Source organism: Streptomyces lycii, from assembly GCF_009735685.1.
Classification (GTDB): Bacteria; Actinomycetota; Actinomycetes; order Streptomycetales; family Streptomycetaceae; genus Streptomyces; species Streptomyces lycii.
Map to the genome: position 1 here is coordinate 1 of NZ_WHPN01000334.1, position 14,342 is coordinate 14,342.

The following is a 14,342-nucleotide window of genomic DNA, read 5'->3' on the forward strand; positions in this document are numbered from 1 at the left end:
CCGCGACGGCCGCCACGCCCGCCGGGCGGCACCCGGGGCCGGCCCCGCCGCGCGGCGGCGGCGAGCGTCCCCGTGCACCCGCCGGTACGCCGCCCGCGTCGCCCGTACGGAAGCCACGACGGCACACCCGGCGCGCCCGCACAGCACCGCGCACCCGGCACAGCACGGCCCAATACAGCACAGCCCGGCGCGGCACAGCACGGCGCAACCGGCGCACAAGATGGCCGCATCGGACAACGGGACACGCGAAGCGCTACCCACTGGAGCATGCCCGTGGCGGTGCCGCGCCCCTAGCCTGCGTAGTGCGGTGCTCGATTCGGGCAGACCGCCTCACATCCCCACGGACCACAGGAGAGCACCATGACCGCAACCGCCGGAGGCCCCTCGCTCCCGCAGGAGCGCCGCGTCGTCACCGCGATCCCCGGGCCCAAGTCGCAGGAGCTGCAGGCCCGCCGCAACGCCGCGGTGGCCGCGGGCGTCGGGTCGGTGCTGCCGGTCTTCACCACCCGGGCGGGCGGCGGAATCGTCGAGGACGCGGACGGCAACGCGCTGATCGACTTCGGCTCGGGCATCGCCGTGACCTCCGTGGGCAACAGCGCCGAGGCCGTCGTGCGCCGGGCGTCCGCGCAGCTCGCCGACTTCACCCACTCCTGCTTCATGGTCACGCCGTACGAGGGCTACGTGGAGGTCTGCGAGGAGCTTGCGAGGCTCACCCCCGGCGACCACGCGAAGAAGTCCGCGCTGTTCAACTCGGGCGCGGAGGCGGTGGAGAACGCCGTGAAGATCGCCCGCTCGTACACCGGCCGCCAGGCGGTCGTCGTGTTCGACCACGGCTACCACGGCCGCACGAACCTCACGATGGCCCTCACCTCGAAGAACATGCCGTACAAGCACTCCTTCGGGCCGTTCGCGCCGGAGGTCTACCGCGTCCCGGTGGCGTACCCCTACCGCTGGCTGACCGGTCCGGAGAACTGCGCCGAGGAAGCCGCCGCCCAGGCGATCGACATGATCTCCAAGCAGGTCGGGGCGGAGAACGTCGCCGCCATCGTGATCGAGCCGCTGCTCGGCGAGGGCGGCTTCATCGAGCCGGCCAAGGGCTTCCTGCCGCGGATCGCGCGGTTCGCGCAGGACAACGGCATCGTCTTCGTCGCGGACGAGATCCAGTCGGGCTTCTGCCGCACCGGCCAGTGGTTCGCCTGTGAGGACGAGGGCGTCGTACCGGACCTGATCACCACCGCGAAGGGCATCGCGGGCGGGCTCCCGCTGTCGGCCGTCACCGGCCGGGCGGAGATCATGGACGCGGCGCACAGCGGCGGCCTCGGCGGCACCTACGGCGGCAACCCCGTCGCCTGCGCCGCCGCGCTCGGCGCGATCGAGACGATGCGCGAGCAGGACCTGTGCGCGAAGGCCCGCCGCATCGAGGAGATCATGAAGCCGCGGCTGACGGCGCTCCAGGAGAAGCACGCCCACGACGGTCCGGTCCGCATCGGCGACGTCCGCGGGCGCGGTGCGATGCTCGCGATCGAGCTGGTGAAGCCGGGCGGCAAGGAGCCGGACCCGGCCGCGACGGCGGCGCTCGCGAAGGCCTGCCACTCGGAGGGCCTGCTCGTGCTGACCACCGGCACCTACGGCAACGTAATGCGGTTCCTGCCGCCGCTGGTGATCGGCGAGGACCTGCTGAACGAGGGTCTCGACATCCTGGAAGGCGCCCTCTCCTCGCTCTGAGCAGCGCTCCTGTCCCCGCTCTGAGCAGCACTCCTGCGGGGGTCGTGAAGAATGTGTGGCGGACGGGCGATCCTGCTGTCCGCCGCACTCCGCGTGCCGTACGGTTTCCGACAGATGAGAGAAGAACCTCGCCCGCGGAACATCGCGGGCGACACCGGATCGGCGCCTCCCCAGCTCCGACCCGGTCGTGCCCTCGCGCACACCACCGGAGCCTCCGGCTCCGGGACTCTCCGCCGATCGGGCGGCCGCACGCCCCATACCCCCCGGGGCGGGCGGCACACCGGTCGTCACGACCGCTTCGGAACTTCCCCCCCTGTTCCGGAGCGGTCGTTCTTCTCTCCCTTCTCTCCGCGCCGCACCCCGCGGAACCCCCGCCTCTCACGCCTGCTGCGTCTGCTGGGCGTGCCGTGTCCGCCGCGTCTGCCGCGTCCGCGTCCGCCGCTGCTCGCGGCCCTGTGCGCGCTCCTTTTCGGGCTCGTCACCTGGCAGGTGGCCGCCGGCGGGCCGCTGCGGGATCTCGACGAACGGCTCGGCCGCGGCACCGGACGCCCCGGGCCCCTGTCGGAGCCCGGCCACCGCGATCCGGCCGGCGTCCTCGCCGAGTTCTTCGCCGACCTGGGGCATGTGTACGTCGCCCTGCCGGTGGCCGCGGCCGCCGCCGGGTGCGCCGGGTGGCTCGCGGTACGGCACGCGTCGCCCGGCCCCCGGTGGCGGCCGCCGCTCCTCACGGCCTGCGCGCTGACGGCCGTACCGCTGCTGGTGGTGCCGCTGAAGGCGTGGACGGACCGGCCGGGACCGGTGAGCGGCGACGGCTACTACCCCTCCGGGCACACGGTCACGGCCGCCGTCGCCCACGGCGCGGCGGTCCTCCTGCTGCTGCCGTACGTCCGCCGCAGCGCGCTGCGGCGGCTGCTGGCGGCGGGGGTGCTGCTGGTGAACCTCGGCGTCGGCGCGGGCCTGGTGCGGCGGGGTTACCACTGGCCACTTGACGTGCTGGGCGGCTGGCTGCTGTCGGCCGTGCTGCTCTGCGCGCTCGCCGCCGCACTGCGCGGACGGCATGCGCCACGGCAGCGTACGGAACCGGGGGCGGCGGAACCGGACTGCGCGGAAACGTTGTGCTCGGAATCGTTGCGCGCGGCACCGGGGCCGGCGGAACCCGGGCCGGCGGGACCGGAGCCCGTGGGACCCGGGCGGGCGGAACCGGGTCGTCCGGCGGGCGGGCCGGAATCGGGTCCGGGCTCCGGTCCGGGTCCGGGTGCGGGTGCGGGCTCCGATTGGGCTTCGGGCTCCGGTCCGGGTGCGGGTGCGGGCTCCGGTGCGGGTGCGCGGGACGACGGGCGCCGGAGCGGACGCGGCCGCTAGGGCGAATCCGGTCTCCGGAGCGGATCGGCCCCCTGGAGCGGCTGCGAGCACGGCAGTTCGCCGGGGCGGTCGACGGGCAGCAGGGCGACACCGCCGGGGCGGTCCGCAGCCGCCCAGAGATCCCGTACGGCCCGGTCGGGCGGCCGGTCGCCCTCGGTACCCCGCAGATAGGCGGCGAGGAAGTCGCGCAGCACCTCGGGCCGTACGACCGCACGCCCGTTCTCCGCCGCCCCGGTCCCCGCCGTCCCGTTCTCCGCCGTGGAGGCCGCCGGGCGCACCACGCCGGGCTCGGCGGCCAGCACGATGAGCAGCATGCCGTAGATCCGGTGGGCTCCGGGCCGCAGCGCCGGCATGAAATAGGGGAGGTCCAGGGCCCGCGCCCCGTGGCGTCCGTAGAACCGCAGGCGCGCGGCCGGATCGCCGTGGTCGTCGTCGGGGCCGTGTGCCAGGGGGTGTTTCACCTCGGCGAGCGTCAACCGCGGGTGGAAACGTTCCTGCCAGCTCCCCGTGACCTCGCGGAGGAGCAGGCCGCCGAGACCGCCCGCCCGGAGCCCCGGCGCGACGGCGAGATAGGCCAGCAGCAGCACCCGGGATTCGGGCGACCAGTCCCCGACCGCGGCCGCCACCGGTTCGCCCGCGTCATCGGTGACGGCGGTGACCGTCAGCGTGCCCGCGGCGAGCCCTCGCCGGAACCAGGCGAGGGGTTCCAGTTCGTCAGGGGTGAACGACGGGAGCAGCACCCTCGTGTAGACCCCCTCCAGCAGCGGATCACCGTCGGCGATCCCGACAACCCGCATGTGTGGCCTCCCGGATCCTGTGCTGGTGAGCCCCCGTGCCGCTCACTCTACGGCGCGGGCACGGGCCAGTGGCGCCCGCGGCCCGGCAGCGGCGGCAACCGGGTGATCGGGGAGGCGGGGCGCCCCGGTGACCGGGCGGCCAGGTGCCCCCGCGGCCCGGCCACCGGTGCACGGGCAGGCCCTGCGGCCGGCTGACGGGGCGCCCCCGCGACCGGACGGCCCGGGCCCGGTGACCGGGTTGCCGGGGCCGTTCCGGTGTCGGACTCGGTCCCGGCCCCGGTCCGGTCCCGCTCTCAGTCCCGGTCCCGCTCCCGGTCCGGTCCCGGTTTTTCCCGCGCGGGCCGTTCAGGTCCCCCGCCGCGCCGCCAGGTAGAACCAGCCGCCGACGAATCCGGCGAGCAGGACGATGGCGGTGACGATCAGGGCGGAGCCGGTCGCCTCGACCGCGTAACCGGACTGGAGGATCTGCCCCAGACCGGAGATCCCCACGGCGGCGATGACCGCGAGCAGCGAGTCCAGCTTCGCCCGCTGCCGCCGCTCCGCCCGGGCGTCCGCGCGGTCCTCCTGGCCGGCGCGCTGGGCCGCGATCTTCTCGATGACCGGACCGAGCTGTTCGTGCGCCACCTCGTCCATCGTGCGCACCAGTTCCCGTACCCGGGCCGAGTAGCCGGACTCCTCGAGCAGCCTCTCCAGGATCTGTGCCTCCACCGGGGAGGAGACGAGGGAGGGGGAGCGGATCAGCGCCATGGCAGACCTGGCCTCCACCGAGAAGTCGTGCAGCCGGATCTTCTCGGCGTCCAGTTCCCGGGCCAGCTCCAGGAGTGCGGCGGGATCCGCGGCGGCGGGGTCCGCGCCGGCCTCCTCGGCCCGCCGCTGGAAGTCCCTCGTCCGCCGGTAGTGACCGGCCAGCTCGTCGGACCAGCCCGCGAAGAGCCCGTCCAGCGACGCGGCGAACTCCGCGGTCATCCGGCGGCCGCTCATGGTGAAGCCGGCCGCTCCCAGGCCCACCAGCAGGGTGGTGTTGCAGGTGCTCACCGTCCAGTCGCCGGTCATGCCCACCACGGTCGACGACGACGCGCCGCGGGTGGCGTACCGGCTCCATTCGGCGATGGAGCCCACCAGGTGCGTCACCGGGTTCGTGAGCACCTGCGCGCCCGCCGCGGCGGCGAATTCCTCGATGGTGCGCACCTCGCGCCGGGGCGCGGCGTTCCGGGCCGGTCCGCGCGCCACCGAGGCCTCGTGGACGGCGACGACCGCCTGGAACATCCCCGGCCGGCAGACCGCCTGCACGCCGTTGGTCCCACCGGTCGCCGCCCGCACCTCCGCCGCCGCGTCCCGCGCCAGGTCCAGGGCCAGGTCCGACAGCCGCGGCCGCCCCGGGCCCGCCGCGCCCGCGCCTCCGGCGGCGGGGCCGGGGCCGGGATCGAACGTCACCGCTCCGCTTCCGTGTTCCGGAGCGGCCCGGAACAGCAGGGCGTAGAGGTCCGCCGGCGTCACGTCCAGCAGCTCCGTGTGGAACCGGACGAAGTGGTTGCCGAGCCGGGAGAAGATGATCTCCGCGCCGAACCGGCTCAGCTCCGTACCGCCGAGGTCCCGTACGACCACGTCGGGGAGTTCGGCCCGGGCCCCGTCGTAGCGGCGGCCCAGGGAGTCCGAGCCGTCCCACATGTCGTCCAGTTCCAGGGAGGCGTGCACCTGGACCGGTACGGCGTCCGCGAGCCGCCAGTCCGCCGCCGTGCCCGCGACGAGTTCGACCACGTCCTCCGGCGTGGCTCCCCGCAGGGCGAACGGGTACAGCAGCGACAGCGTGCCGTGGTCCACCCGGAGCCAGTCGGCGTCCGCGTCCCGGCGCAGCGCCGTGAGGCTGAACCGGTGGGCGCGCAGCACGCTGACGCGTTTCCGGTCGTCGAGCCGCGGGTGCTGCTCGGCGGCCGTCAGCGCGGCCAGGGCCGCGTCCAGCGGTGCCCCGTTCTCCAGATGGGCGGTGACGGCGCGCGCGACACCGGAGATGGCGTGGTTGTAGACCTCGCCGCGCGCGGCGGCGTGCGTCAGATACTCCGCCAGGGGCTCGTGTCCGGCGGGGAGCGAGCGGGCGGCGGCAGCGGTCTCCCGGCAGTGTCCGGCGGCCCGTTCGGAGGCCTCGGCCTGCGCGGTCAGCAGGCCGCTCGTCACCGCGTTCTCGGCGAGGATCTCCTCGTCCAGAGCGCTCAGCAGCGGGAGCACCGCGCGGGCGGCGGCCGCTTCGGCGGCGGGGAGCGCGTCGAGGCGGTCCCGGACACAGATACGGGCTCCGCGCAGCGTGTCCCAGAGCAGGCCGAAGTGGTACGAGAGTTCGAAGGCCTCCTCGACCTCGTCGAGGAGGTGGAGGAGCAACAGGGCGACCCCGCCCGGCTCACCGGTCACCTTCTCCAGCTGGCCGGCGACCTCCTCGACGACCCGGTCCGCCCGGCCCGGCGGCCGCCGCACGGACGGGACCCCGTCCTGCGGCGGGTCCGCGTTCCAGCGGGGCAGGCCGCGCAGACTCCCGGTGTCCACGCCCCGGGAGGCCAGCCACTCCCGCAACGGTCTCGCGTCTCCGCCCCGCAGGGCCCCCGTCAGCTCCGCAAGCATTGACGCAGATTACAACTCCGCGGTCACGAGGGGCACATGATCCCCGCTTCGGGCGGTCCGCCGCCGGCGGTCCGCCCGAGTCCCGGGACGGCGCGCTGGTGGTGGTCCCTCCGAGTTCCGGGCGGCACACCCGTGGCGGTCCGCCCGGGTCCCGGGCGGCGCACCCGTGGAGGTTCGCCCGGGTCCCGGGCGGCGCACCCGTGGCGGTTCGCCCGGGTCCCGGGCGGCGCACCCGTGGAGGTCGGCGCGAGAGGAATCGTGGCCGTCCGGAAGCTCCCCCTCCCGGCGGCGTGCCCCCGTCGTGGCGGGGCCCCGGGCGGCACGCCCCGTCGTGGCCGGGCACCGGGCGGCACGCCGCCTGGCGTCGGCACTCCGGGCACATGCCCGGTGATTCAGACGCCGGTGCCGAGAACCCGTACGACCGCCGGGGGCCGGGCGTTGTACGTGTCGCCGCCGCTCCCGTCGTCCACCGTGCCCCGGTCCGGCCGGTCCGCGACCTCGACGGCGACCGCGGTCAGCACGGCCGCGCTGCCGAGGAAGGCGACCACCCCGAGTATCAGTCCGGCGAGCGCCTGGGCGCCGTTGGTCGCCACCCCCCTCTTCACCCGTGCCCGGCCGACGGCGCCGAAGACGACCGCGAGGACACCGGTGATCAGCCCGAGCGCGAAGCCGACGATCGTCGCGGTGAGGCAGGCGGCGACGATGCCGAGCACCATGCCCGCGGTGCCGAGGCCGTTGCTCGGCGGCAGGGCGGGCGGCGCCCAGCCGTGGACGGGCGCGCCGCCGGGGTGGCCGGGCGTCGGGACGGCCGCCGGGTACGGGCCCGTGGCGTAGCCGCCGCCGTAACCGGCGGGGGTGTACGGAGTCGGGCCGTACGCCTGGGGCGCACCGGGCGGCTGGCCGTACGGAGCGGCGGCCGGGAAGCCCGACGCCGGCGGGCCCGGCGGCGTCGCCCCGGCCGGCGGCGGGTGCGCGGCGCCCGGCGGTACGTGCGCGGCCGGTGGTGGAACGTGTGCGGCGTGCGGGGGCGGATGCGCGGCCGGTGAGGGCATCGAGGTGACCGTATGCTGGTCGGCCACCGAGGGGCCGTCGGGCCGGGTCGGCTCCTGCCGCGCGGGCGGCGGGGAACCGGGCGGCGCCCACGGATCGTGCTCGGTGAACCCGTCCGGCCGGCCGGACCGCTCGGAACCGTTCGACATGCCCACCCCTCCCCTGCGGCCCATGGTTCTCCCCCGGGCCGGCGGCCCTCATGCTACGGCCTGGCGCCGACAGCCGCCGCGCGGTGCCTACGATGATCCCCGCACCGAACGGCACCGAACGGCACTGAACGGCTCCGGACACCACCGGCACCGTCCACGCCGAGCCGCCGAAGCCGTGCCGAGCCACCGAAGCCAGCCACCGACCAGCCCGGCATCCCGCCGCCCCGGCCGTCCAGGAGGACCGATGACCGATCTCCAGCCCTTCGTCGCGGGACTGCCCAAGGCCGAGTTGCACGTCCACCACGTCGGCTCGGCCTCTCCGCGCATCGTCTCCGCACTCGCGTCCCGGCACCCCGACTCGGCGGTGCCCACCGACCCCGAGGCGCTCGCCGACTACTTCACCTTCCGGGACTTCGCGCACTTCGTCGAGGTGTATCTCTCCGTCGTCGACCTGATCCGCGATCCGCAGGACGTCCGGCTGCTGACGTACGAGATCGCCCGCGACATGGCGCGGCAGAACATCCGGTACGCGGAGCTGACCGTCACCCCGTTCAGCTCCACCAGCCGGGGCATCCCGGACGCGGCGTTCATCGAGGCCATCGAGGACGCCCGGACGGCCGCCGAGGCGGAGCTGGGCGTGGTCCTCCGCTGGTGCTTCGACATCCCCGGCGAGGCCGGTCTGCGGGCCGCGGAGGAGACGGCGCGGATCGCGCTCCGGCAGCGCTGCGAGGGGCTGGTCTCGTTCGGTCTCGGCGGACCGGAGAAGGGCGTGGCGCGCCCGCAGTTCAAGCCGTACTTCGACCAGGCGATCGAGGCCGGGCTGCACAGCGTGCCGCACGCGGGGGAGACGACGGGCCCGCAGACCATCTGGGACGCGCTCAACGAGCTGCGCGCCGAACGCATCGGCCACGGCACGAGCGCCACGCAGGACCCGCGGCTGCTCGACCACCTCGCCGAGCACCGCATCCCGCTGGAGGTCTGCCCGACCTCGAACATCGCCACACGGGCGGTCGCGGACCTCGACCGGCACCCGGTGCGCGAGATGGTCGCCGCGGGTGTGATCGTGACGATCAACAGCGACGACCCGCCGATGTTCGGCACCGACCTGAACACCGAGTACGAGGTCGCGGCGCGGCTGCTGGAGCTGGACGAGCGGGGCCTGGCGGACCTCGCGAAGAACGCCGTCGACGTGTCGTTCCTGGACCCGGCGGGCAAGGCGAAGCTGGCGGCGGAGATCGACGCCTACACCGCCGACTGGCTGCGCCGGTAGCGGCCGGGCGGATTTCCGGGACCGGCCGGTATCCGCCCGGGCGGCGGGTACCCGTGAGGCCCGGCCCGGACGGCCGGTATCCGCCCGTGCGGCGGGTACCCGTGAGGCCCGGCCCGGACGGCCGGTATCCGCCCGTGCGGCGGGTACCCGTGGGGCCGGGCCCGCGGTGGCCGCCGCGGAGTGCCCAGCACGGGAGGGACGGATGTTCGTCTTCTTCTCCAACCGCACCGGATGCCTCGGCTCGCTGCTGATCAGTCTGATCGGCACGGCCGTCCTCATCCTGGTCCTGTACGGCTGCCGGCACCTCTGAGCCCGTACGGCTCCCGGCGCCGCCGGGCCCGGTGACCGACGGTCCCGATGACCCACCGACGGTCGGCCTCCGGCCCCGTACGGTGCCGGCGCCGCACGGCCGCCCGCGCCGCGGGGTCGCGTACGGCTGCCGATACCTCGCGGGATTCCGTACGGCCGCCCGCGCGGGGGCTTCCGTACGAGCGCCCACGCGGGGGCTTCCGTGCGGCTGCCCGCCCGGACGGCTGCCGTAGGGCCGCCCGCGCGGGAGGCTGCCGTGCGGCTGCCGGTGCCGCCGGGCGGGCCGACAATGGGCGCATGACGTCCCTCACCGCCGTCGCCCACCGCGGCCATCCCTACCGCGCCCGTGAGAACACGCTGCCGTCGCTGCGCTCCGCCCTCGCCGCCGGGGCCGACGCGGTCGAGTTCGATGTGCGGGTCACCCGCGACGGCGTTCCCGTACTGCTGCACGACGCCACGCTGGAGCGGCTGTGGGGTCACGACAGGCGGTTGCCGGACCTCGGTGCGGCGGATCTGCGGCGGCTGACCGGGGGCGGGGTGCCGACGCTGCGCGAGGCGCTGGCGGAGTTCGCCGCGTACCCGGCGGCGCGGGCCCTCGTCGACCTCCCCGACGCCTCGGCCGTACCGGCCGCGCTGGACGAGATCCGGGATTCCGGCATGCGGGAGCGCGTGTACTACTGCGGCGACACGGCGGCCCTGTTCGCCGTACGCGCCCGGGAGGCGGGCGCCGAGATCGCCCTGACCTGGACGACCCTGGCCCCGCCCCGCCCGGCCCTGCTGTCGGCGCTCCGGCCGCGCTGGCTCAACTACCGGTTCGGGCTGCTCAGCGGCGCCCTGGTGGCGCGGGCCCACGCGGACGGCCTGCTGGTCTCCGCGTGGACCCCCGACACCCGCCGCTCCATGAACCGGCTGCTGCGGCACGGTGTCGACTCGATCACGACGAACCGGATCGACTGCCTCAGCCGGCTTCTGGGCCGGGGTCCCGGCACACGACGTCGGTCCCGGGACGCCGCCCCGTCAGCAGGAACTCCGTGACGGTGCGGTCGCCTCGCGCGTTGCCGTTGCTGAGGTACGCGCCGTGCCCGCCCGCGTCGACCGTGACCATCCTGGCCCGCTCCCCCAGCGCGCGGCGCATCTCCAGCGCTCCGCGGTACGGGGTGCTCGGGTCGCGCAGGTTCTGCACCAGCAGGATGTTCGACGGGCCGTCGGAGGTGATGCGTACGGGCTTCTCGGCCGGCTCGTACGGCCAGAAGGCGCACGGGAAAATGTTGACGGGCAGGCCCGCGGTCAGCGGGTACCGCACCCGGTTGGCGGCGACCTCCCGCGCGTAGCCCGGGACCGAGCGGGGCCACCGGACGTCGTTGCAGATGGTCGCGACGACGACGGCCGCGTTGTTCTGCAGCACCTCCAGCGGCGGGACCTCCGGCTCCGGCAGCGGCTTCCGCGGGTCCTCCGCGGCCAGCATCAGTTCAGCGAGGGCGGGGAAGTTCGCGTCGGAGTAGAAGGCGTCCATCATGGTCTGGCGCAGCACGTTGCCGTCGAGGACGGGCGGCCGGGCACCGGGCCAGGGGCGCGGCTCCCGGTCGAGTCGCGCGGCGAGGCGGAGGAACTCCTTCCGGACACCGGCGGGTGTGGGCGCGATCCGCAGCGGGTTCCGCGGCTTCGAGGCCCAGGCGGCGAAGTCGGGGAAGCGGTCCTCGATGGCGGGGCCGTAGTTCTCGGCCCAGCCGCGCGCGACCCGTGTGTGGTCCGGGTCGCCGATGCTGTCGAGCAGCCAGCGGTCGGTGCGGTGCGGGAACAGCTGCGCGTAGACCGCGCCGACGTACGCCCCGTACGACACGCCCCAGGCGGAGATCCGCTCCTCGCCGAGCGCGGCACGGACCCGGTCGATGTCGCGGGCCTCGTTGACGCTGCTGAGGCTGCGCAGCACCGGATCCTCGCTGCGCGCGCAGGCGTCGGCGACGCGCTTGCCGCGGGCGACGTTCTCGGAGATGTCACCTCCGGGGCCGGGCCAGGGCCGCAGCTTGACGGTGGCGACGTCGTCGGGGTCGAGATCGCAGCTGACGGGCGAGGACAGCCCGACGCCGCGCGGGTCGAAGCTGACGAGGTCGTACGCTCCCCTGGTCCCGGCCATCAGGTCCGGGCCGAAGCGGGCCAGCCGGTCGATGCCGGAACCGCCGGGTCCGCCGGGGATGAGGAGCAGCGTGCCGCGGCGGGCGGCCGGACCGGTGCTCGCGATGCGGGAGACGGTGAGCGTGATCTGCTCGCCCCGCGGGTCGCCGTGGTCGAGCGGCACGGGGAGTTCGGCGCACCGCTGGGCGCTGTCCTCCCCCTTCCCGGGGCACGCCGCCCAGTCCAGCCGGACGGATCCGGTGCGGTCGCGGCCGTCGGAGCGGTGGGGCTCCGCGGCACCGGCGGCGGGCGGGACGAGGGCGGTCAGGGCGGCGGTGGCGGTGACAACGGCCGCCGCGATCGGGGCTGTTCGGCGTGGTGTGGTCGGCATGTGGCCAGACTGGCCGGGCCGGCCGCCCGCGCCCATCCGGCCACCATCCGCAATCTCCGGGTGCCTGCCCCACCCCCGGGTCTCCCGCGGCCTCCCGGCGGCTCCCGCCGGGCGCGGGTGCCGACGGGCGCCGGGGGCGGCCGGGACGTCGTACGAACGAATGCCGGGACGTCGTACAGCGGGGGCACGGCGGGGCGGGCGGAACGGCGGGCGGCGCCCTGCGGTCACTCCGGCGGCGCGGCGGGCTCCCCGACCGGCACCAGGGTCAGATAGGCCAGTCCCAGAACGCCCCGGTAACCGCGCAGCCAGGAGGCGCGGTGCGCGTCCAGGCGGTCGCGGACCCCGGCCGCCCGCGGGTGGCCCGGGTGCGTGGCGAGCCACTCCTCCAGGTCCGCCTGGTAGCCGGACTCGAACGTCTCCCACTCGTCCTCGCTCGCCGTCTCGATCCACTCCGGGCGGAATCCGGCGGCGACGGCGGCGTCGACGAGCCCCGCCAGGTCCGGGTGGTCGTCGGGGGAGGCACCGGGCCACATCGCGGCGAGTTCGGCCGGCGCGGGCGGGCGCTGCCAGAAGCCCTCGCCGAACAGGACGCGGCCGCCCGGTGCGACCAGGCGGCGCAGCTCGCGGAGGGTGGACGGGATGTGGTCCGGCGGTTCGGCGTCGCTGAGTGCCTGGCCGGAGCCGTTGCACAGCACGAGATCGGCCGGGCCGCGGGTGGTCCCGGTGGCGGACTCCTCGGCGAATTCGACGCGTTCGGCCAGTCCGCGGGCGAGGGCCCTCTCCCGGCCCCGGGCCAGGTCGGCGGCGTTGAGGTCGACGCCGGTTCCGGTCGCGGCGGGTACGGCCTCCAGCACCCGGAGCAGCAACTCGCCCCAGCCGCAGCCGATGTCGAGCACGGTCGCGGGGGCGGCGCGGGCGAGCCGTTCGACCAGGCGTGCCGCCCGGTCCTCCGAGAGAGGTCCGTGAAAGACGAGACGGCTGAGGCGGGGCGGAAGATCAAGGTTGGCCATTCGGCGCACGTTAGCGCCACGACGCAGTCCCGGCCATCGAATTCCGGGCCGGCGGGCTCGCCCCCGGGACGCCCGGGCGGCGACGGGCCCCGGGGCACGTGTCGTGTCCCGGGGCCCGTGGCGCGGCAGGCACTCCGCGGATCAGCCGTCGAGCGACGTCATGACGTGCTTGACGCGGGTGTAGTCCTCGAAGCCGTACGCCGAGAGGTCCTTGCCGTAGCCGGATTTCTTGAAGCCGCCGTGTGGCATCTCCGCGACCAGCGGGATGTGTGTGTTGATCCACACGCAGCCGAAGTCCAGGGCCTTGGACATGCGCATGGCGCGGCCGTGGTCCTTGGTCCACACCGAGGAGGCCAGGGCGTAGTCGACACCGTTCGCGTGCTCGACGGCCTCGGACTCGTCCGAGAAGGACTGGACGGTGATGACCGGGCCGAAGACCTCGTTCTGGATGATCTCGTCGTCCTGGCGGAGGCCGGAGACGACGGTCGCCGCGTAGAAGTAGCCCCGGTCGCCGACCCGGTGGCCGCCCGCCTCGACCTTGGCGTGCGCCGGGAGCCGCTCGATGAAGCCGCTGACCTGCTCCAGCTGGTTGGCGTTGTTGAGCGGGCCGAAGAACGGGTCGTCCTCGCCGGGACCGGTCCTGGCGTCGGCGGCGGCCTTGGCCAGGGCGCTCACGAACTCGTCGTGCACGGAGGCGTGGACGAGCACCCGGGTGGCGGCCGTGCAGTCCTGGCCCGCGTTGAAGTAGCCCGCCTCGCAGATGCCTTCGACGGCCTTGGCGATGTCGGCGTCCTCGAACACGACGACCGGCGCCTTGCCGCCCAGCTCCAGGTGCACCCGCTTGAGGTCCTTCGCGGCGCTCTCGGCGACCTGCATGCCGGCGCGGACCGAACCGGTGATGGAGGCCATCGCCGGGGTTCGGTGCTCGACCATGAGCCGCCCGGTGTCGCGGTCGCCGCAGACGACGTTGAAGACGCCCTTCGGCACGATCGAACCGATGATCTCGGCGAGCAGGACGGTGGACGCCGGGGTGGTGTCGGACGGCTTGAGGACGACGGTGTTGCCCGCGGCGAGCGCCGGGGCGAACTTCCACACGGCCATCATCATCGGGTAGTTCCACGGCGCGACCTGCGCGCAGACCCCGACCGGCTCACGGCGGACGATGGAGGTCAGGCCCTCCATGTACTCGCCGGCCGAGCGGCCTTCGAGCATCCGGGCCGCGCCCGCGAAGAAGCGGATCTGGTCGAGCATCATCGGCAGTTCCTCCTGCCGGGTCAGCTCCAGCGGCTTGCCGGTGTTCTCGCACTCGGCGGCCAGCAGTTCGTCGGCGCGCGCCTCGACCGCGTCGGCGATCTTCAGGAGGGCCTTCTGGCGCTCGCCCGGTACGAGGTCGCGCCAGGCCGGGAAGGCCGCGTCGGCCGCGGCCATGGCGGCGTCGACGTCCGCGGCGGCGGAGAGCGGGGCGGTGGCGTAGGCCCGGCCGGTGGCCGGATCGACCACCTCGGTGGTCCGGCCGTCGGCGGCGTCCCGGAACTCCCCGTCGATGTAGTTGCGCAG

General features: G+C 75.0%; 10 protein-coding genes. 4 read left to right on the forward strand and 6 right to left on the reverse strand.

The genetic code is table 11. The annotated features are described in order from the left end of the window. Positions 1 to 360: 360 nt before the first annotated feature. Entirely contained in the window at positions 361 to 1,725 is a 1,365-nt protein-coding gene (gabT, locus tag GCU69_RS21450; RefSeq protein ID WP_098749815.1) for a 4-aminobutyrate--2-oxoglutarate transaminase, read from the forward strand. Between the two features lie 402 nt (positions 1,726 to 2,127). Continuing rightward, complete coding sequence (locus tag GCU69_RS21455; protein WP_328630012.1) at positions 2,128 to 3,087, forward strand: phosphatase PAP2 family protein; 960 nt, start codon at positions 2,128 to 2,130, stop codon at positions 3,085 to 3,087. Here the strand turns inward: GCU69_RS21455 and GCU69_RS21460 are convergent. The 3 genes from GCU69_RS21460 to GCU69_RS21470 all read right to left on the reverse strand — a co-directional run bounded on the left by GCU69_RS21460 (position 3,084) and on the right by GCU69_RS21470 (position 7,693). Next, entirely contained in the window at positions 3,084 to 3,884 is an 801-nt protein-coding gene (locus GCU69_RS21460; protein WP_156206923.1) for an N-acetyltransferase, read from the reverse strand. The two genes, GCU69_RS21455 and GCU69_RS21460, sit on opposite strands and share 4 nt — an antisense overlap. 345 nt (positions 3,885 to 4,229) lie before the next feature. Continuing rightward, on the reverse strand, positions 4,230 to 6,494 hold the full coding sequence (locus tag GCU69_RS21465) for a hypothetical protein (protein ID WP_156206924.1): 2,265 nt from the start codon (positions 6,492 to 6,494) through the stop codon (positions 4,230 to 4,232). A 392-nt stretch (positions 6,495 to 6,886) separates the two neighbouring features. Then, positions 6,887 to 7,693, reverse strand: coding sequence for a DUF4190 domain-containing protein (locus tag GCU69_RS21470; protein WP_156206925.1), 807 nt, complete (start codon positions 7,691 to 7,693; stop codon positions 6,887 to 6,889). 244 nt (positions 7,694 to 7,937) lie between these two features. Here GCU69_RS21470 and GCU69_RS21475 point away from each other — a divergent pair, with 244 nt between their 5' ends. Together GCU69_RS21475 and GCU69_RS21480 are read left to right on the forward strand one after the other, a co-directional pair. After that, entirely contained in the window at positions 7,938 to 8,963 is a 1,026-nt protein-coding gene (locus GCU69_RS21475; RefSeq protein WP_098749811.1) for an adenosine deaminase, read from the forward strand. 606 nt (positions 8,964 to 9,569) lie between these two features. Then, entirely contained in the window at positions 9,570 to 10,307 is a 738-nt protein-coding gene (locus GCU69_RS21480) for a glycerophosphodiester phosphodiesterase (protein ID WP_098749810.1), read from the forward strand. Here the strand turns inward: GCU69_RS21480 and GCU69_RS21485 are convergent. The 3 genes from GCU69_RS21485 to GCU69_RS21495 all read right to left on the reverse strand — a co-directional run. Further along, positions 10,231 to 11,775, reverse strand: coding sequence for an alpha/beta hydrolase (locus GCU69_RS21485; RefSeq protein WP_156206926.1), 1,545 nt, complete (start codon positions 11,773 to 11,775; stop codon positions 10,231 to 10,233). The genes GCU69_RS21480 and GCU69_RS21485 overlap by 77 nt on opposite strands. Positions 11,776 to 11,999: 224 nt before the next feature. Then, a complete protein-coding gene (locus tag GCU69_RS21490; RefSeq protein ID WP_098755469.1) occupies positions 12,000 to 12,785 on the reverse strand; it encodes an SAM-dependent methyltransferase in 786 nt (261 codons plus the stop codon). A 141-nt stretch (positions 12,786 to 12,926) separates the two neighbouring features. Then, positions 12,927 to 14,342: gamma-aminobutyraldehyde dehydrogenase (locus GCU69_RS21495; protein ID WP_156206927.1), on the reverse strand; the 1,416-nt coding region annotated here is incomplete at its 5' end.

Bases quoted from the DNA above. Each gene is read 5' to 3' on its own strand.
- GCU69_RS21490 (WP_098755469.1), bottom strand. From the start codon at position 12,785: ATGGCCAACCTTGATCTTCCGCCCCGCCTCAGCCGTCTCGTCTTTCAC.
- GCU69_RS21460 (WP_156206923.1), bottom strand. From the start codon at position 3,884: ATGCGGGTTGTCGGGATCGCCGACGGTGATCCGCTGCTGGAGGGGGTC.
- GCU69_RS21470 (WP_156206925.1), bottom strand. From the start codon at position 7,693: ATGTCGAACGGTTCCGAGCGGTCCGGCCGGCCGGACGGGTTCACCGAG.
- gabT (WP_098749815.1), top strand. From the start codon at position 361: ATGACCGCAACCGCCGGAGGCCCCTCGCTCCCGCAGGAGCGCCGCGTC.
- GCU69_RS21465 (WP_156206924.1), bottom strand. From the start codon at position 6,494: ATGCTTGCGGAGCTGACGGGGGCCCTGCGGGGCGGAGACGCGAGACCG.
- GCU69_RS21485 (WP_156206926.1), bottom strand. From the start codon at position 11,775: ATGCCGACCACACCACGCCGAACAGCCCCGATCGCGGCGGCCGTTGTC.
- GCU69_RS21480 (WP_098749810.1), top strand. From the start codon at position 9,570: ATGACGTCCCTCACCGCCGTCGCCCACCGCGGCCATCCCTACCGCGCC.
- GCU69_RS21475 (WP_098749811.1), top strand. From the start codon at position 7,938: ATGACCGATCTCCAGCCCTTCGTCGCGGGACTGCCCAAGGCCGAGTTG.